Source organism: Cohnella herbarum, assembly GCF_012849095.1.
GTDB lineage: Bacteria > Bacillota > Bacilli > Paenibacillales > Paenibacillaceae > Cohnella > Cohnella herbarum.
Genome location: NZ_CP051680.1, coordinates 6,116,322 through 6,134,384 on the forward strand (window position 1 = coordinate 6,116,322; position 18,063 = coordinate 6,134,384).

Here is an 18,063-nt window from a genome sequence, read left to right on the forward strand (position 1 = left end):
ATCGCCTATCGATACAGGCAGCGGGGGAATGAAGCGGAGCGCCAAGCTGTCTTTGCGAATAGCTATCTATATGATAGCGCTGCTGGCCTTACTTGCTTCTATGTTCCTAGCGATATCCTACGGTGCGAAGGAGCTGTCGATGTTCGTTGTATGGGCAGCCGTATTTCAGTATGACGAGACGTTGACTACCCATCAAGTGATTCATGAATTACGCCTTCCGAGGGTGATCGGCGCGGCCGTAGTGGGGGCTGCATTCGCAGTTGCCGGTGCTCTCATGCAAGGAGTAACTCGTAATCCTCTGGCGGATACAGGGATTCTCGGCGTGAATGCGGGGGCTACCTGCGTTGTCGCGTTATGTTTTGCTTTTGTTCCGAGCATGCCATATCTAGGATTAATCGGATGCTCATTCGTTGGAGCCGCGCTCAGCACACTCTTCATATTTGCATTAGGTTCTAAAGTACCCGGTGGCTTAACGCCTTTGCGGCTTATTATCGCGGGCTCCGTAATCGCGGCTATGCTCGGTGCAATAAGCACGGGCATCGCCATCTACTATGATCTTAGCCAGGATTTAGCGTTCTGGTTTTCCGGCGGAGTAGCGGGAATCAAGTGGCTGCATTTGAAGTTTCTTGTGCCGATTATCGTGGCGACGTTGCTATTAACGATGGTGCTCAGCAGGACTATCTCGTTGCTCTCGCTTGGAGAAGAGGTCGCGGTGAACTTAGGGGGACGAATCAAGCTGGCGAGAATATTGGCCGTTACAGCCGGAGTTATTCTGGCTGGCGTATCGGTATCGGCTGCGGGCTCGATTTCATTCGTCGGGCTCGTCATCCCTCATATTTCTCGCAAGCTAGTCGGCGTGGACTATCGAGCCATCATTCCATTGTCCGCGATATTAGGCGCCGTTTTACTCGTGTTAGCCGATCTGGCGGCAAGGATGGTCAATCCTCCTAGAGAGTTTGCTCTGAGTGCTATGGTGGCGCTTATCGGCGTTCCGTTCTTTCTCTATTTGGCACGGAAAGAGAAGAGGAATCTGTAATGGGCTTGAAAGATTTACAACCCGGTAACAACCGGGCTCGCGGAGCGATGTTCGTCGGCGTTGTCTTGATGGTTATCTGTCTAGGGGTTCTGATATTCAGTCTGAATACAGGAACGATTAAGCTGTCGCCTATGCAGGTGCTGCAAACATTGTTTGGATTCGGCACGGCGAAAGAGGAAACGGTATTGTTCGATTATCGAATGCCCCGCATACTGATTACGATGCTGGCGGGGATCGGACTCGGCGTTTCCGGCGCCATTTTGCAGGGAGTATTCCGCAATCCGCTCGCCGATCCGGGAGTCGTTGGGCTTAATGCAGGCTCGGCGGTCGGGCTTATCGTATTTGTCAGCTTCTTTCAATCGATGGAGCAGATGTCCGCGCTTTTGATCCCGCTATTCACTTTCTGCGGCGCGATGCTTACGGCACTGCTTATCGGCGTACTGGCTTATGAGCGCGGTCAGAATTTGCAGCCCACCCGCGTGATTCTCGTAGGTATCGCGGTAGCGGCGGGATTCAGCGCCCTGACCTTGTATCTCTCGCTCCGGCTCGATTCGGAAACCTATACCTTCGCGGCAAGATGGCTTGTCGGCAACATATGGGGGAGAGATTGGATCCATGTGTTCGCGTTGCTTCCTTGGATTATCGGCTTCGGTACGTATGCCTTGCTGCAAGCGAGAACGTTGAACGCGCTCGGGTTAGGAGACGGAACGATCGTAAGCATAGGCGTGTCGCTTAATCGTAAACGAATCGGGCTGCTCGTTGCGGCGGTTTCCCTCTCAAGCGCAAGCGTAGCGATGGCCGGGGGAATCGGGTTTATCGGATTTGTTGCTCCCCATCTCGCGCGGAGGCTTGTAGGTTCGTCGCATCGGCATGTGATTCCGATCTCCGGAATGATTGGCGTTGTTATTCTTGTGCTGGCCGATACGGCGGGACGCTCCTTATTTCTGCCTAGCCTGATTCCTGCCGGAGTTCTGGTTGCGGGTATCGGAGCCCCGTATTTTCTCTATTTGTTACTAAGATCATCTAAATAAACGAACCGAGGTCGATGAATAAGATGTTTAAGAAAACAATGCTTAAGAAAACGAACGCTTTGATGCTGTTAGGTCTGGCGATGATCCTATTGCTCGGCGCATGCGGCCAGAGCAACAATAACGAATCGAGCGCAACGGCTTCCCCGACTGCGGGGACGAGCCCGGCAGCGGAGCAAAGCGCGGACCCGGCTTCTCCCGAGGCGCAGGCAGCGCCGAAAATCGCTTCCTTGTCGATTCATATTACGAACAATTTGCTTGCGCTTGACGTTACGGCCGCGGGCGGCGTGATGGGCGGCAAAGCGAAGGATTTCCTTTCTCATGTAGCCGGTCGCTTGAAAGATACAGTGAAGCTCGGCGTTGCAAAGGAAGTGGACATGGAGGCATTGCTGCAGCTTGAACCGGACGTGATCTATGCCGATAAGGAGTTCGCGGGTCAAGATACGTCTAAACTAGAAGCGATTGCCCCGGTTAAGATGTTCGATCTCGATCAAGGAACATGGAGAGATCATCTGAAGCTCCTAGCCGCGGAGTTGGGTCGGGAGCAGCAAGCGGAAAAGTTCATTGCCGATTATGAAGATCAACTTAAGCGCGTTAAAGGTTTGATTCAAACGAAGTTCGGCGACAACCCGAAAGCGATGGCTATTCGCGTCACGGCGAAGGAACTGCGGGTATTCGGAACGCCTCGTCCAATGGGGCCGATTTTGTTCGAAGATTTGGGCTTCCAGCCTGCGAGCGGCGTAGAGAAGATTACGGATGCGCCTTACGAGGTCATCTCCCAGGAAGTGTTGCCCGACTTTAACGCGGATGCGATCTTCGTCGTCGTTAACGTAGAGGACGATGCGAAGAAGATTTATGAAGAAATGCAGAACAGTCCGATCTGGAAAGGCTTGAAGGCGGTTCAGAACGGGCATGTGTACGTGATCGGCGAGCAGCCTTGGTTGGACTATTCCTCGATCGGCAACAAGATGGCGCTGGATGAAGCGGAAGACTTCTTCGGCAAATAAGCGGAGTAGGTATCATGTAGCATAACGGAATAGAAGAAGCGCAATCCACCGGGATTGCGCTTCTTCTATCTTTATTGCTGATCCGAAGGATACTCCTTCACCTTGACTTTTCCGTCTCCCCATTCGCTTCGCGTTTCCACAAACTGCATCGCTTTGTCTATCGCGTTGTTCTCGGCAGCATCCGCTTTAGGCTGCATGTCCTTCAGCCAGCCGTTATATTCCACCGACAGCAGCTCCTTGTTATAACGGGAGAACGTCAACTGAGCGCGTTCGCCGTCTTCCGAATTCACCATAAAGGTAATATCGGGATTGCTGCCGTAGTTCGAACTGCTGTGCCCTTGCGAGACGTATTCAACCGAAGCGATCTTGCCCGCAAGGAGCTTGTGATTTTCAGCCGTTTCCTTCACGAGCTTCGAGAAATCGTCGTGTTGCTTCAGCAGTTTTTTGTCCAATCCAAGCGATCCGGCATCTTTCCAATACTTTCCTTGCAACGCGGTTCGGGGATCTCCGGTAATGGCGTCCACTTCGAACGTATAGCTCTGCCCGGCCGCTTCGGCGACTTCGCCGTACCATACGGCCCGGGGATCGAGCTCGGTTGCCGGATGGTAAGACATGACGATTGTTTTGCCCTTCAGGTTCGCGTGAAACAGCATCCATAGATTTTGCGCTCCGAGTTCGGCGGCCTCGCTCATGTTCAGGTCCTTAGCCGTTCCTTTCCCGCTGAGCTCGTGAAGCTTGACTTGATAATCGGCCTTGACATAATCGCTTGGCAAGCTGGTTTTCGCCGTTTGAGCAATCGGCGCGCTGTAGCTGGTAGGCACTTTGGCCGTCTTGCCCAGCTCGGCGGCTTTCGCCGCTTGCGACAAGCCGCCGAACGCTAGCGTGCACGCCGTAATTGCCGCTGCCGCTCCGAGTACGAGCAGCTTGAGCTCTTTTCTTTTTACCGTTGTTTCCTTCATGTTCAGCTCTCCTTTGCGTTACCGCGTATTGGTGTTTGCAAGTGCAAGTATAAGAACGCCAGGTTAGCAAACGATCACCGAGTTATCATGAAGTTGTAAAAGTAATTTTGCTGATCGTGCCTCTGCCGATTTGGGAAGCGAAAGATAACTCCGCGCCATGGCTGGCAGCAATCTGCTCGCACAGCGACAGTCCCAGGCCGGCTCCGCCGTCCGCTCTGCTGCGAGCTTGATCGACGCGGTAGAAAGCTTCCGTTATTCGCCCTAATTGCTCTTTGGTCATTCCTTTGCCGTCATCGCTCACGACAATGACGGGGCGTTCCGACTCCACGTAAGCTTCCAGCCGTACTTGTCCTCCCGGCGAACAAGCCTTCACGGCGTTATCCGCCAAGTTGACGACGAGACTTTCCAGCAAATTGCGGTCGCCCCGTACCGAATCCAATCGGCATTTCCAAGACAATCGGACCTCGCGGTCTTCCAGCTTGAGCTTAAGGGTCTCCGCCGTTTTACGGAACAGATCTTCCAGCTCGACCGTTTCAAGCACAATATCGCTGCGGCCGAGCGTCGCCAGTTCCAGCAGCTGATGGGCTAGATTTTGCAATCTGCGGCTCTCGGACATAATATAATCGGTCGCCTCCAGCTTATCGTCCTCCGTTAACGCGACCTTCTGAATATACTCCGCATAGCCGTATATCGAGGTTAAAGGCGTTCGAAGCTCATGAGCGAAGTTATCGATAAAACGCTGCTTTTGTTCGGCCGCCAGCTTCAACTGCTCCATCTGCTGCTGAATTTCCTCGGCCATATGATTAAAGCTGTCGGCCATTTCCGATAGCTCGTCATGGCGGGTCACCCGAATTCGGTTACCGTATTCGCCTTGCGCGATGCTCTTGGACGCCTCCGAAATTTGGCGAAGCGGCTTGAATACGCGGCCGAGCACGAAATGCAGACAAAGGGCCAGCAAGGTGCAAAATACGATACCTAGCAGGAAGAGCATGCCGGTCATTCGGCTCCACGCGGATAAGTTGCCCGTGACGTCGTAGAGGTAGTTTAGCGTATAGGACTCGTAAGGCGCTGGAAGATTACCGGTTACGAGGACGTAAGTCCGGTCGTTCTGTTTCGTAGTCGTTACCGTGCGTTCTCCCGGGATTGCCGTTGGAGAATCGCCTGAGAGTTGCAAGTTTTTCGGGAGACTAGAGTAAAGCGTGCCGACTCTATCGGATAGCTCGAGGGCCACTCCCTGCTTGCCGTAATAAGTCGAGTAAGACCGGAATAGCGAGCCCAGCGCCTCCTCACCGACTGTCCCCCTGCTTTCCAAAGCGTACAAGTCCTTCCCGTATGTGGAAGCGATAAAATAATGCTCGCCAAGGCTGCGCTCGCGCGAACTGTCGAGATTCGTTCTGAGCGTAATCGCCGAGAACAGAAAGATGGCCAGGTTGAAAAAAAGAAGGAATAGCAGTAAAGTAACAAGAAACGTTCTTGCTTTCATCTTTACACCTCTAACCGGTAGCCTAGCTTATAGACCGTTTTGATCCGATTTTCCAGGCCGAACTTTTTCCGAATTTTTTGTATATGGACATCGACTGTCCGGGTATCTCCTTCATAGTCGTAGCCCCAAGCCAACTCTAGCAGCTTCTCCCGCGAAAGCGCGATGTTGCGGTTTCTAACCAGCGCCTCCAATAGCTCGAATTCTCTTGGCGTATATTCCACCGATTGATGATCGCAATAGATGATACGGCTACCGAAATCGATTCGCACGTCGTCCAGCTCGAAGCTCTCGTTCGCGCTTGCTTTCATCGTTCGGCGCAGCACGGCGTCCACGCGGGCGAGCAATTCCAGCATTTCGAACGGCTTGATCATGTAATCGTCGGCGCCCATCGTCAGTCCTTTCACCCGGTCGGACAACCCGTCCCTCGCAGTTAGGAAGATAGTCGGGGTTCTCGTGTTTTTTTCAAATACTTCATAACCTCCCAATTCAGGGAGCATAATATCAAGCAGCAAGAGATCATATTCATTCCGCGCGAGCTCATCGACCGCCGCTTGTCCGTCGTAAACGGAGATGCAACGATGCCCGACGGTTTGCAGGCTTCTTCGGATCAATTCGTTAATCGGTTTTTCGTCTTCGACGATAAGAATGGTCGCCACTGCTATCACCTCTGCACGCAATATATCACAGAAATGTAATAGAGTTGTAAAGTCATGATTTCTGTCCATAAGCATGTATAATAAGAAAATAAATTACGGGATCGAGGGTTAAAGATGTACGATTTTTCAGCACATTTTAAACAGAGGAACAAAGAGCTTGCCATACAGGGAGCAGTAAAAGTTCATCTTGGGGAAATCCTCCCGCTACTGGGTAAAGGTCGCTTAACCGAAATCGCTTCATCGGTCAATTTGCCTGGACGTTCTAAGATGAATAAGGCAGAGCTTGCGGCTGAGCTGACGCGCAGTATTCCGGAACCTTCCGCATTGGATTTCACCTTGCGATTGTCTACCGAAGAGGAGTTTCTGTTTTATCAACAATTGTTGCGTCAGCCTTACGTGCAAAATAACGAAATTACGCCTGGGACCTATCTGCACTTCAACGAGCGTGGCGTCTTATTTACGTTTTTCGATGAGGACAAGCTTTATTTGGTAATTCCCGAAGAAGTGAAAGAGGCTATTCGGGAGTTGGATTGGGATGCGGTGCTGCGAACTCGGTCATCGGAGCAAATGGTGCTGAAGTATGTAGATGCGGCGGTTAATCTCTATGGGGTGTGTACGCCGGAGCAGCTTCTCAACATCTATAACGATCAGAACGGGCAGAGTTTGACCATGGCGGAGCTTGAGGAGATCACCCATTTTCATCTGAACAGAATGCAGCTTTACGAACGTATCGATGGGTATTTCGCGAGTCATTATTTTGATTCAGACAGTATTGACGAGCTGCAGGGTCTGTTGAAACGTATTCGGAATAAGCCTCTGTATATTCCCGGTAAAGAGGAGTTTCTAAAGCATTCGGAAAATCACTATTATGAGAAAACGCCGCAGCTATTGCAGCTGAGACTGTTTATTTTGAATCAGTTGTGCAATAATGCTAAGCTCGTGGATGAACTCCTAGATGATATTCAGCTTGCTTGTTCTATGGAAGCGCCTTTGCAAGAGATCGTGAACGAGTTGGAAAGAAGAGATATCAATTTCGATAACATGGAGCAAGTTAAGCGGTTTGCTTCTCTAGTTACGGAGGTATACAATCATACCAGGCTTTGGTCTAACTGCGGTCATACGCCTGCCGAGTTGGGTGCTTTGTCGGGAGGCCGTGCTACCCGGGTGATTCCGGGGCAACGCATCGCTCCTGATAAGGTCGGGAGAAATGACCCTTGCCCGTGCGGAAGCGGCAAGAAGTTCAAGAAGTGTTGCGGAAATTAATGAAATCGCAGTCAGAAGAGAAACTGCAAAAGTAGTAAAAACTCTTTTCAATGTTTTTTTTAGCGGTGTATAATGTGTAATAAGAAATAAAGAAATAAAGAAATAAAGAAATAAAGAAATAAAGAAATGAAAAATAATGATCACAGAGCGTAAAGGAAAGGAATATACAAGAAAAAGGAGGGTATACTTTATGGCAATAGCTGATGAGGTGGTGAAGCATGTGGAGTGGAAGCGTGCTCGTGTTTCGAAACAGCGTCAGGTGACGATACCTCTAAAGTTCTTCGAGCAAGTTGGAATAAAAGATGAAGTAGAGGTTGGATTGCAAGGCCAAAATATTATTATTCGTCCAATTCGCCAGAGTACTGGAAGCGATCACTTCGCCGAGCAAATCTTGGCTGAATTGATTGCAAATGGTTGCCCTCAAGAAGAATTGTTGGAGAAGTTTCGAGAGAGACAGACTGAAATTCGTCATGCGGCTAAGGATTTGCTTGCAGAAGCCCAAGTAGCTGCGCGCCAATTCAAGGGAACTGGTGACGAGCAAATGAAAGAACTGTTTGGCGATGTAATGGGAGGTTAGTCTGTGCTCCCAATATTAATAGAGAAAGCTGCTGAGCGGTTCTTAAAAAAATTGTTGAGAAGCCGCTCCAAAAAGCTTTTTATGAATCAATTATCAAGATTCGAATAGATCCCTACATTGGTGAGCTTAAGACCGGGGATTTAGCTGGATACTATTGTTATGACGTTTATTACGGTAAGACAAATTATGAAATCGCCTATATTATCGAAGAAAATGATAGCGGTGAATTGGTGGTTGTTATCTTAGCCGTTACTAGAGAGAATTTTTATGCGGAATTGAAAAGACGTGTAAGAAAGCGCCCTAAGTAAGCCAAGGGGGCGTTTTTCTTTTTTCGAATAACGTTATGCAATAACGTTAACTCTCATCCTCTCGCCAAAGTATGAAGAAAGACGCAAATCCCATGAAACAAGAGAAGAAGTTTTCTCCAACGAGGACTTCGTTTTTTCAGGAAACTATTTACAATATCACCGCGTCAATATAGGGGGCAAGAATTAAAAAAGGAATAACTTTATCCAGGGGGGCGACTGTGCCTAATGAAATCCGGTCTAAGTAAACGGCTTGGCAAGCTCTTCATTGAGATTACGGTGATCGTTTGTTTGCTTATTCAAACCGTACTATTCGTAGGCAGTAATCCATCGACACATGCGGCGGAGTCAACGGCTAATCTCCCTAATCCTCGCTTTCCGTCGGAGATGCAAAAGGCGATGAAAGAAGCGGAGGCTATTTTGCTTAAGGGCGAGGGGTTCTCGGATTGGGCGGCTTTAGCTTTCGTGCGGAACGGCACCCCTTTGCCCGAAGGCTACTTGGAAAGCAAGGGGAATGAAATATTAGAACGCAAAGGCAAATACGATTCGGCGTCCGAGCTTTCCTTAGCGATTATGGCCTATTCCGCCGCCGGGGGAAAAGCGCATCAAGTCGCGGGCATTAATCTGATGCAGAAGCTAGTTAATCGTACCGATATGGAGGACGAAGGGAGTTACGGAGTATCTCTGGCCTACTTAGCGTATTTATTTTACTCGACTAATAATTACTATAGGCCACTGTGGTATTCCGATCTGTTTTTCAATCGTCTCAACGAAACCCGCTTGGCGAGTGGAAGTTGGCCGAGTTCCGGCGATCGGTTCGATGAAGTCTCGACGACCCTCGTGGCCGTTTCCGCGCTGAAGGCTTCCGGCGATATACCTAAGTCATACGATGGGGAAAAGATTGCCGCATGGTTAAAAACCTTGATCAAAGGTAACGGAAGCATCAATCAAAGCACTGCCGATACTGCCAACGCGATTATGCTGCTATCTGCCGTAGACGCTGATGCCGCCGATTTTCATCTGACCGATGGGGATAACCCTTTACGATTTATAATGTCTAACCGACTATCGGAAGGCGGTTTTTCCGAGACGCTAGGCGGGGAGCTAGACCCGAACGCTACGCTTCAAGCGTATTTAGCGCTTACGAATTACAAGCTGATCTTGGAAGGAAAGCCCGGTCTGCTGAGCGGTTGGAGGCATTCCGATCCGAAGACGGTTACCGTACGCGTAGAAGGACCGAAGGGAACGATCGCAAGCGGATCATCCACGGGGGTTACGGCGCATGACGCCGTTAAGTCGTTTTTGGAACGCGATAATATCGCCTATGCGATGACCAAGAAAAAAATCGTTTCGGTTAACGGGATTAAAGAACATCAATACGGGGGAGACGAAGCATGGAGGTTTGCCGTCGAAGCCAACGCGTACTATGATTTCCAGCCCGAATGCTCTAACGGCGAGGAGAGGTTGAATGATGGCGATTTGATCATATTGTACTATGGGGCAAGCAATATGCCTTGTAACGTGGGATTCCAAGTAGAGTACATAGCCGGCGATGGCACGTTGCGTGATACGAATAGTATTCCTCACCATACGCCAATGATCTTGCACGTCAAGAAACCTAAAATAACTTCCGAAGGTACCTCTACAGAGAATGGATCTTTCATTACCGTTGATATTAATGGGAAGAAGGTTGCGACAGATGCGGAAGGCAAAGTCGAAGTCGGGGGCTTAAAGGCTGGCGCGTACGATTTCGTTTTTACGGGATACCAAGCGGGCGGAGTACCGACGATTCTGAAAACGATTATCCATGTTAGAGTCGTTTCTACATTAGACGAATTCAAAGACCGCGATGAAGTTTCGAGCTGGGCTGCGAACGAGGTGGCAAGCGCGCTTAGCAACGGCTATTTGCAAGGAATAAATTCTGCCGGGGATCTATTAGCTCCGAAAAAAGGGTTAACCCGTGCCGAATTTGTCGCGATGCTGTTGCGCGTAAGGAAACAAACGACGTCGACCGAGCAGGGCCGTGTTTTTACGGACGTCCCGTCTAAGAAGTGGTACAGCGACGTTGTGAATAAGGCTGCGGAGTTAGGCATTACGGATCGAGTCCGAGGCGAATTCGAACCGAACCGAAATATCACTAGAGAAGAAGCGGCGATTATGCTAGCCAATGCAGGCGCGTTGAACACTTACGGCACCTTGGATCGCCTTCATCTGTCGGATATCGAGGATTTACCGGGTAACAGCTTGAAGGCGATCCAAGCCGTCAACGAACACGGAATCATGACGGGGAGCGAGGGGGAATTTATGCCGAAGGAAACGTTGATTCGCGAGCAAGCGGCTGCCGTTCTCGCTAGACTTGAAATATTTTTATACCGGGATAAATTTTTCGGTTATTATGATTATTTCAAGTAGCGTTACGAAGCCAAAGCTTCATCCGTAATTTTAGCAATATCGATGTGAGATTTGGATCCTTCCATGACCAGATCAGGCAAAATATTTTGCAGAAAATAATTAACGCAATGAAGCTTAATGCCTTTAATTTTGATCAGGGCACTGCGATACATGACGATAAATTCTTTTTCCGTGTTTCCCCGTTGCAGTTCCGTAAAGGCTTCATAGACTTGGTCCAGCTTGTCGGCGACTTCTAGGATTAGACCTTCGACCGAATCGTCTTTACCTTCGCGTAACTGTCTGCGGAAGATAGGCTGAAATTCCTCGGGAATGTGCTCGTCAATGAAATGGGCGACCATTCCTTCTTCTACTTTTTGCAGCATGGACCGAAGCTCCAACGAATAATGCTTCACGGGCGTCTTGATATCGCCGATGAAGATTTCTCCGTAGTCATGACTGCTTGTGATTTCGTATAGCTTCTTCCAATCTATCGCGACGCCGTTGCTTTCTTCGATATCCGCCAAAGTTTTGGCATACTGAACGACTTTCCAAGAATGAGCCGATACGCTGTGCTCCTCGAACTTGAATCTGCCGGGGCAACGAATAATGCGCTCTAGATCGTTTAGCGATTGAAAATACGTATGAATGCCCATCATTTGAAACCCCCTTCGTTGGTATATTGCGCTACTTTACGTTCAGTATACATTCGGTTTGTTAATGGAGGATTAACTGGGGCGGGAACTTGGCGGAGGAAGGTTAAAAAGCTGTTTTCCAGAGCATTATGATATAATAATGAACAACGATTCGATGATCGAAATCAAGACGTTTGGAGTGAGGGGATTGTTCGAACAGATCGATAAGAAGAAAAGCTTGCTTGATCAAAAAAGACCCTTGCCTGTCCATACGGTCAGGAGTATACGAGAGCACCTGATCGTCAATTGGACTTACCACTCCAACGCTATTGAGGGAAATACATTAACTCTTTCCGAAACGAAAGTCGCTCTCGAAGGAATAACGGTTGGCGGCAAAACGATAAAAGAGCATTTGGAAGCTATTAACCACCGAGATGCGATTTTATATGTCGAGGAGATCGTCGGCAATCAAGAGAGTTTATCGGAATGGCAGATTAAGAGCATCCATCGACTCATTCTTAAAGGGATCGAAGACGAGAGTGCAGGTATCTATCGTAAAGAAAACGTGATCATTAGCGGTGCGCTTCAGATCCCCCCCGATGCCACGCAGATCCAGTCCGAAATGGAACGATTTATCGATTGGGTTAAGCATGAGGGTCAGCTATTGCATCCTATTGAGAGGGCGGCTGTTATTCACCTTGATTTTGTTGGTATCCATCCTTTTATTGACGGGAATGGGAGAACGGCGCGATTGTTGCTGAATTTCGAACTGATAAAAAGCGGGTACCCTCCGATTGTCATTCAAAAAGAGAATCGAAGCGAGTATTACTCGGCATTGGATCACGCTCATACGAGCAAGGATAATACGAAGTTTATCGCGCTAGTTTCGGAGATTATGGATCAAACCTTTGCTATGTATTTGAGACTTGTTTAGGTTCCCCAATAGGAATGCCAAACCACAGCCGTAAGAGGTTGTGGTTTTTTGCCATATTTTAGCTATATACGTCGACTAATCATGTGAAAATACTTTTTTTTGTGGAAATTAATAATTTTTTGCATAAATATGTCATGTCTTTTTGATGAAGTGATATAATAGTTGCTGCTACGAGAATCAGGGACTATTTTCTAAAACAGCACAAGAAGTAAGTAAGACCGCAAATTATACTTAGGAGGCGGTAAAATGTTTAAGAAGAAATGGATGGTACTTGCAACAGTATTTACGCTTGCCGCGACATTGATCTCGGTACCGGTAACTCAAGCAGCAGGCATTTCACTGAATATTAATGGGAGCAACGTACAGAATGATGTTCAACCAGCTGTGATTAACGGGACAGTATTCGTGCCTATTAAGCATGTCGCGAATACATTCGGAATAACGATAAATTGGGATAAAGAAACTCAAACAGTGACGGCTGTAAAAGGCGGAAATTCAGTTTCTTTTGTTCTCGGAAAATCAGACGTAACTGTAACAAATGGATCAGAAACAACAAAAGAGACACTTGAGCAGCCTGCTCAGATTATTGATAACAGGATTATGGTGCCAGTCCGCGTTCTAGCGAATCATTTTGATGCTCAGGCATCTTGGAATGGGAAGCTGCAGTCCGTTATTATCACGACAGCAGATAAAGCCCCGACGGCTACGCAAGGTGCGAAAGGCGACAAAGGCGACAAAGGCGACAAAGGCGATAAGGGTGACAAAGGGGATAAAGGGGATAAAGGAGACAATGGGTCTTCAGGATCTTCAGGTGCAACAGGCCCGGCAGGTGCGACAGGCCCGGCAGGTGCAACAGGCCCGGCAGGTGCAACAGGCCCGGCAGGTGCGACAGGTGCAAAAGGCGACAAAGGCGACAATGGTACACCAGGTGCAAATGGTCAGGATGGTGCAGCAGGTACACAAGGTGCAATAGGTCCGCAAGGTCCAATAGGTCCGCAAGGCCCGGCAGGACCTGTAGGACCTGCTGGATCGACCACCATTATTCCGTTTGCTTCCGGCAAACCGATCATTATGACCACTATTATGGGTGGACTTAGTGGAACAAGCAGTGTGATTGGTTTCGGTAACTCCGCTACAGGCGTGTCGCCTATTGGTGGAACGATAGATCTTACAGGTGGTGGCAGTGGATCCGACATCAATTATGCCTTTTCGGTACCGCGTGATGGAACTCTGAAGTCAATATCGGCTTTTTTCAGCACAGATATGGCGTTATCGCTAGTTGGCACGACAGTCACAATTACAGCACAGTTGTATAGCTCTTCAACTCCTAATAATACGTTTACACCAGTTTTAGGCGCTAATGTCACGCTTGCTCCGGCATTTACTGGAGTATTAGCAATAGGAAGTATTGCAAATGGTATCACCACTGGGCTGGATATTCCTGTAAGCGCGCAGACGCGATATTTACTTGTGTTCTCTACAACGGCAACGGGGCTATCTCTTGTGAACACAGTTTCAGGCTACGCAAGCGCGGGAATTGAAATAGAATGACGTTGGTTGGTGTTGGTAGTCATTCCGTCGGATGTTCCTCTCCAGAAGGTGAATCGTATGGGCAAAGTTGCGACTCCACGCATCGTTGCTAGTTTCGGAGATTATGGATCAAACTTTTGATATGTATTTGAGACTTGTGTAGGTTCCCCAATAGGAATGCCAAAACCACAGCCTTAAGAGGTTGTGGTTTTTTACTACATACGTCGCCTTGCAATGTAACAAAGTTTACTGAAGTCGCTCGTAGAGAGGGTTACAATATATACTATCCTTATCAATACTGCGATCACGATAGAAAGGGGCTACGTACGTGAACGGTCCGATGATCCTCACCTTAGTCGTATTAGCTCTGGCTTCCGCTTTGTTCATCTCCGGTAAGGTTCGTTCCGATTTGGTTGCCATAGGGGCGTTAATTGTTTTAATGCTGTTTAATATTCTAACCCCGGCAGAGGCGTTGTCGGGATTCGCGAATTCAGTTGTCATCATGATGGTTGGCTTATTCGTCGTAGGCGGAGGTATTTTTCAGACGGGGTTAGCGAAAATGGTCAGCCGAAAGATGCTGAAGCTGGCAGGTTCGAATGAGACTCGGATGCTCGTCATGATCATGGTCGTCACTGCGGCGATTGGCGCATTCGTTAGCAATACGGGAACGATCGCGGTGATGATGCCGGTCGTCGTGAGTTTGGCGATGAGCGCGAAGACGAACCCGGGGCGACTACTCATGCCGCTTGCCTTTGCAAGCAGTATGGGGGAATGCTGACTTTAATCGGAACGCCGCCCAACATGGTCATTCAGGAGGTATTATTTGAGGCAGGGTATGAGGGAGTTTCATTTTTTACGTTTACGCCGATCGGTCTTGTCTGCATAGTCGTCGGGGTTGTAGCGATGCTCTTCCTTCGCAGATTTCTGCCGCAGAACGAGAGAGAGGAAGATAAACAACGCAATGGACGCTCGCTTCAGGATCTGGCGAAGCAATACCGGCTCTCGCAGAATCTGTATCGGGTGCAAGTAGGCGCGAATTCTCCGATCCTATCGAAGACGCTGCACGAGCTCGAAATCACCGCGCAATATGCGTTGAACGTCATTGAAATTCGACGGAAGATTTCGGCTAAGAACCAGTTCTTCAAAACGATCAATCAGGAAATCGCAAGATCGAATACGATCATTCAAGATGAAGATATTATGTACGTTCATGGCCCCTTCGAGAATGTTCAAGTATTCGTTAATGATTTCGGTTTAGCTATGCTGGACCATCAAGTTCCGGAGAACAAGCGATCGTCGAGCGAGGAGCAATATGCGACCGAAGACGTGGGGATTGCCGAAGTGATGCTCACCCCTACTTCTCGGCTTATTCATAGACTGGTTAAGGAGTCCGGCTTTCGCGAGAAGTATCGCGTTAATATTCTTGGGATACATAGGAAGGATCAATATATTCTGCATCATCTGAAGGAAGAGAAGATGCGCTTCGGCGACGCGATGCTCGTGCAGGGGACTTGGAAAGATATCGCTCATCTGGCGAATGAACCGGACGTCGTAGTGGTCGGGCAACCGATCGAGGAATCGCGCAAAGTAACGATGGACAACAAAGCGCCGATCGCCGCGGGAATAATGCTGCTTATGGTCGGGTTGCTGATCGCGGACTTCATCCCCGCGGTGGCTTCGGTTATGATCGCTGCCGTGCTGATGGTCTTGTTCGGTTGCGTACGAAGCATGGAGGATGGATATAAGACGATCAATTGGGAAAGCGTCGTGCTGATCGGCGGCATGATTCCGATGTCGATCGCGATCGAGAAGACCGGGGCTGCCGCGCTTCTGTCCGAAGGAATGGTCGATTTGTTGGGAGGCTACGGACCGATGGTTTTGCTGGCCGGCGTGTACTTTACGACTTCGATTCTCACTTTGTTCATTAGCAATACGGCTTGTGCCGTGTTGTTAGCTCCTATTGCGCTTGCGTCTGCGATTCAGCTCGGCGTCAATCCTTATCCGTTCTTGTTCGCCGTATCCATCGGAGCGAGCATGTGTTTCGCTTCGCCATTCTCAACGCCGCCGAACGCGCTAGTCATGTCGGCCGGCCGCTATAGGTTTTCCCACTACCTCAAGGTTGGATTACCTCTTCAGCTTATTATGGGCATTGTGATGGTGGCGGTACTTCCTTTGTTTTTTCGGTTCTAAGTTAGCATGCACTCTCGAATCCACAACCTCGCGCGGTTGTGGATTTTTACTAGGTCGCAGGCTTCTTATTGCGAACTAGAGATGACAATTTCGCGCATAGAGAGGACGTATTTCTATGCCGGTTGCCGGATTTCATTTTGTATAATAGATTAGGAGGTGCTAAACAATGAAACCCATTTATTTATTGACCCAAGGCGATGATTTTGCCAGCACGGAAGCGGCCACAACGGCAATTATGGAAGCGCACGAACGGGGGATTCTCAGAAATGCGTCGGTCATGGTTAATTGTCCGTACTTCGAAGAAGCCGCGCGGAGATATGCGAATACGACGTCGCTTTGTTTCGGACTGCATGGCGTCATGAATTCCGAATGGTCCAACATTCGTTGGGGCCCGGTTACGCCTAGCGAAGAAGTCCCCTCGTTAGTAGATGATGGAGGGAACTTCTTGGAGACCCCGATGGAGCTCTACCGAAGACGGCCCGTATTAGGCGAAATCATGGTAGAGCTAAAGAATCAGTTAGCCAAAGCTAGAAATGCGGGATTCGATATCAAGTACGTAGACACCCACATGAGGTTTGAATGGATAAGGGAAGATTTAACCGCTTCGATAGAAGCGTGGTGCCAAGAGGAAGGCTTGATTTTCTACAAGCCCTACGAACGTTATCTTCCTCTCGACGAGAACATAAAGAATCCAATCGATAGACTAAAAAAGGCGCTTCATTCAGAGCTTAACGGTCAATATCTTCTCATCGGCCACCCGGCATACGATATTGCCGAGATGCATAATTTAGACGTCAACGGATCGCATATCGCCAGGGAAAGAAACCTAGAACGATTAATGTTCATGGATAACGAAGTTATTGAACGAATGCGAGAACTAAGCATCCTTCCGATCTCCTACGATGAATTGGAGCGGCTTAAATAGTCGCGCTCTTCGTACTCGCGCTCTTCGAGCTCGTGCTCTCTCCCCAAATCACCTCGGTGGCCAGCCGGACCGTCTCATGCGGTCGATTCGGATTGTCGAGCCGTTGCAGCAATTGTTCCGCAGCCCGAACCCCTAACTGATAGTCGTCGTTGGAGACGGTCGTTAACGTATACCCCAGAAATTCAGCCTCGTCGACCTGATCAAACCCGGAGATCGCGATGTCTTCGGGAACCTTCTTGCCGATCCCGTTCAAATATTTAATGACGTGAAGCGCGATTCTATCGTTCGCGCATACGAATGCCGTAGGCAGCGCATTAAGCGCTGCAAGCGCTTGGGAAATGTCCTCATAGCTCTGAAAGTTGTCGGGGGTTTCCGAGATGAGGTAATGCTCGGGAACGGCCGGCAATTTCGCTTCGAGAACGGCTCTTTGAAAGCCGAGCCAACGCTCCATGAAGCTTCTGCACGAGCCGATATCGCCGATAAAGCCGATGTCCTCGTGTCCGGACTGAACCAATTGCCGGGTTATCCGGTACGTGCTGTCCTCGTTCTCCATCAGCACGACGTCGGCGTTAAGATTCGATAGGGGAATATCGGGATTAATGCTAATGCAAACCGTGGGCAAAGGCAATTCTAGCAATTTCTCGGTATATTCCTTGCTTATGCTTCCGGCGACGATTACCCCTTTAATATCCGGTCCCGTAATCGGAGGCAGCGTAAGCGAATGAATATCCTCGGGTTTAACGAAATTAAGCTTCATTTCATAGCCGTGCTGGCTGACGATTTCTTCGACGCCGCGCATGACGTGCATCCAGAAGCTCGTAACATGGAGATGGCCTTTGGTTAAATAGACGATGCTTTTCGTTTGGCCCGCTGGAGAGGTTGCAGGATAAGATGCGCCGGGAAGCTTCACTTTCTTATAGCCCATGGCCAGAGCTTGCTCGATCACTTTTCTCTTGGTAGCATCCGTGATGCTCGGGTGATCGTTAAGCGCCTTGGAGACGGTGTTTCTGGATAGGCCTAATTTATCGGAGATGTCTGATGTTGTAATTTTTTTGGTCACGATTATTCAATCCTTCTTAGTGCCGTTATAAGCTCATCTCTCATTGTTAGCGTTGTTAAGATTTTTGTCAACAAACATGCCGGTGAA

The 18,063-nt window shown here is 49.0% G+C and carries 16 protein-coding genes and 1 pseudogene; 12 read left to right on the forward strand and 5 right to left on the reverse strand.

Going from position 1 to position 18,063, the window contains the following annotated elements; translation table 11 throughout:
- Positions 1-28: 28 nt before the first annotated feature.
- Genes HH215_RS26090 through HH215_RS26100 form a run of 3 tightly spaced genes read left to right on the forward strand, consistent with a single transcriptional unit; the run spans position 29 to position 3,071 of the window.
- Positions 29-1,036 (forward strand): FecCD family ABC transporter permease, encoded by a 1,008-nt coding sequence (locus HH215_RS26090; protein WP_169282546.1) that lies wholly within the window; start codon positions 29-31, stop codon positions 1,034-1,036.
- Complete coding sequence (locus HH215_RS26095) at positions 1,036-2,067, forward strand: FecCD family ABC transporter permease (protein WP_169282547.1); 1,032 nt, start codon at positions 1,036-1,038, stop codon at positions 2,065-2,067. The genes HH215_RS26090 and HH215_RS26095 overlap by 1 nt, the downstream gene beginning before the upstream one ends.
- A gap of 38 nt (positions 2,068-2,105) precedes the next feature.
- Complete coding sequence (locus HH215_RS26100) at positions 2,106-3,071, forward strand: ABC transporter substrate-binding protein (protein ID WP_169284585.1); 966 nt, start codon at positions 2,106-2,108, stop codon at positions 3,069-3,071.
- A 71-nt stretch (positions 3,072-3,142) separates the two neighbouring features.
- Here HH215_RS26100 and HH215_RS26105 read toward each other — a convergent pair whose 3' ends face one another.
- From HH215_RS26105 to HH215_RS26115, 3 genes are all read right to left on the reverse strand, one after another.
- Entirely contained in the window at positions 3,143-4,030 is an 888-nt protein-coding gene (locus HH215_RS26105) for a hypothetical protein (RefSeq protein WP_169282548.1), read from the reverse strand.
- Between the two features lie 85 nt (positions 4,031-4,115).
- Complete coding sequence (locus HH215_RS26110; RefSeq protein ID WP_169282549.1) at positions 4,116-5,513, reverse strand: HAMP domain-containing sensor histidine kinase; 1,398 nt, start codon at positions 5,511-5,513, stop codon at positions 4,116-4,118.
- A gap of 2 nt (positions 5,514-5,515) precedes the next feature.
- The gene (locus HH215_RS26115; RefSeq protein ID WP_169282550.1) at positions 5,516-6,169 is read right to left on the reverse strand and encodes a response regulator transcription factor; all 654 of its coding nucleotides are present in this window, start codon (positions 6,167-6,169) and stop codon (positions 5,516-5,518) included.
- 114 nt (positions 6,170-6,283) lie between these two features.
- Here HH215_RS26115 and HH215_RS36905 point away from each other — a divergent pair, with 114 nt between their 5' ends.
- The 4 genes from HH215_RS36905 to HH215_RS26135 all read left to right on the forward strand — a co-directional run bounded on the left by HH215_RS36905 (position 6,284) and on the right by HH215_RS26135 (position 10,726).
- Positions 6,284-7,432 (forward strand): YecA family protein, encoded by a 1,149-nt coding sequence (locus HH215_RS36905; protein WP_310735505.1) that lies wholly within the window; start codon positions 6,284-6,286, stop codon positions 7,430-7,432.
- Positions 7,433-7,622: 190 nt separating this feature from the next.
- On the forward strand, positions 7,623-8,009 hold the full coding sequence (locus tag HH215_RS26125; RefSeq protein WP_169282551.1) for an AbrB/MazE/SpoVT family DNA-binding domain-containing protein: 387 nt from the start codon (positions 7,623-7,625) through the stop codon (positions 8,007-8,009).
- 50 nt (positions 8,010-8,059) lie between these two features.
- Positions 8,060-8,317 carry a type II toxin-antitoxin system RelE/ParE family toxin gene (locus tag HH215_RS26130; RefSeq protein WP_169284587.1) on the forward strand — a complete coding sequence of 86 codons (258 nt, stop codon included), beginning with the start codon at positions 8,060-8,062 and terminating at the stop codon, positions 8,315-8,317.
- A 225-nt stretch (positions 8,318-8,542) separates the two neighbouring features.
- Positions 8,543-10,726 carry an S-layer homology domain-containing protein gene (locus HH215_RS26135; RefSeq protein WP_169282552.1) on the forward strand — a complete coding sequence of 728 codons (2,184 nt, stop codon included), beginning with the start codon at positions 8,543-8,545 and terminating at the stop codon, positions 10,724-10,726.
- Positions 10,727-10,728: 2 nt separating this feature from the next.
- Here the strand turns inward: HH215_RS26135 and HH215_RS26140 are convergent, their stop codons facing one another.
- Positions 10,729-11,358 carry a YfbR-like 5'-deoxynucleotidase gene (locus HH215_RS26140; protein WP_169284588.1) on the reverse strand — a complete coding sequence of 210 codons (630 nt, stop codon included), beginning with the start codon at positions 11,356-11,358 and terminating at the stop codon, positions 10,729-10,731.
- A 187-nt stretch (positions 11,359-11,545) separates the two neighbouring features.
- Between HH215_RS26140 and HH215_RS26145 the strand changes: the two genes are divergently transcribed.
- The 5 genes and pseudogenes from HH215_RS26145 to HH215_RS26160 all read left to right on the forward strand — a co-directional run bounded on the left by HH215_RS26145 (position 11,546) and on the right by HH215_RS26160 (position 16,916).
- Entirely contained in the window at positions 11,546-12,271 is a 726-nt protein-coding gene (locus tag HH215_RS26145; protein ID WP_174887703.1) for a Fic family protein, read from the forward strand.
- 246 nt (positions 12,272-12,517) lie between these two features.
- A complete protein-coding gene (locus HH215_RS36910) occupies positions 12,518-13,822 on the forward strand; it encodes an exosporium glycoprotein BclB-related protein (protein ID WP_310735506.1) in 1,305 nt (434 codons plus the stop codon).
- A 319-nt stretch (positions 13,823-14,141) separates the two neighbouring features.
- Positions 14,142-15,280 (forward strand): annotated as a pseudogene (locus HH215_RS37100) (SLC13 family permease); the annotation flags it as partial.
- 156 nt (positions 15,281-15,436) lie between these two features.
- The gene (locus tag HH215_RS37105) at positions 15,437-15,991 is read left to right on the forward strand and encodes an SLC13 family permease (RefSeq protein ID WP_375140532.1); all 555 of its coding nucleotides are present in this window, start codon (positions 15,437-15,439) and stop codon (positions 15,989-15,991) included.
- Between the two features lie 166 nt (positions 15,992-16,157).
- Positions 16,158-16,916 carry a ChbG/HpnK family deacetylase gene (locus tag HH215_RS26160; protein WP_169282554.1) on the forward strand — a complete coding sequence of 253 codons (759 nt, stop codon included), beginning with the start codon at positions 16,158-16,160 and terminating at the stop codon, positions 16,914-16,916.
- Here the strand turns inward: HH215_RS26160 and HH215_RS26165 are convergent.
- On the reverse strand, positions 16,909-17,976 hold the full coding sequence (locus tag HH215_RS26165; RefSeq protein WP_169282555.1) for a LacI family DNA-binding transcriptional regulator: 1,068 nt from the start codon (positions 17,974-17,976) through the stop codon (positions 16,909-16,911). The genes HH215_RS26160 and HH215_RS26165 overlap by 8 nt on opposite strands.
- Positions 17,977-18,063: the final 87 nt, after the last annotated feature.

Coding starts and splice junctions, on each gene's coding strand:
- HH215_RS26090 (WP_169282546.1), top strand. CDS start 29: ATGAAGCGGAGCGCCAAGCTGTCTTTGCGAATAGCTATCTATATGATA.
- HH215_RS26095 (WP_169282547.1), top strand. CDS start 1,036: ATGGGCTTGAAAGATTTACAACCCGGTAACAACCGGGCTCGCGGAGCG.
- HH215_RS26100 (WP_169284585.1), top strand. CDS start 2,106: ATGCTTAAGAAAACGAACGCTTTGATGCTGTTAGGTCTGGCGATGATC.
- HH215_RS26105 (WP_169282548.1), bottom strand. CDS start 4,030: ATGAAGGAAACAACGGTAAAAAGAAAAGAGCTCAAGCTGCTCGTACTC.
- HH215_RS26110 (WP_169282549.1), bottom strand. CDS start 5,513: ATGAAAGCAAGAACGTTTCTTGTTACTTTACTGCTATTCCTTCTTTTT.
- HH215_RS36905 (WP_310735505.1), top strand. CDS start 6,284: ATGTACGATTTTTCAGCACATTTTAAACAGAGGAACAAAGAGCTTGCC.
- HH215_RS26125 (WP_169282551.1), top strand. CDS start 7,623: ATGGCAATAGCTGATGAGGTGGTGAAGCATGTGGAGTGGAAGCGTGCT.
- HH215_RS26135 (WP_169282552.1), top strand. CDS start 8,543: ATGAAATCCGGTCTAAGTAAACGGCTTGGCAAGCTCTTCATTGAGATT.
- HH215_RS26140 (WP_169284588.1), bottom strand. CDS start 11,358: ATGGGCATTCATACGTATTTTCAATCGCTAAACGATCTAGAGCGCATT.
- HH215_RS36910 (WP_310735506.1), top strand. CDS start 12,518: ATGTTTAAGAAGAAATGGATGGTACTTGCAACAGTATTTACGCTTGCC.
- HH215_RS37105 (WP_375140532.1), top strand. CDS start 15,437: ATGGTCGGGTTGCTGATCGCGGACTTCATCCCCGCGGTGGCTTCGGTT.
- HH215_RS26160 (WP_169282554.1), top strand. CDS start 16,158: ATGAAACCCATTTATTTATTGACCCAAGGCGATGATTTTGCCAGCACG.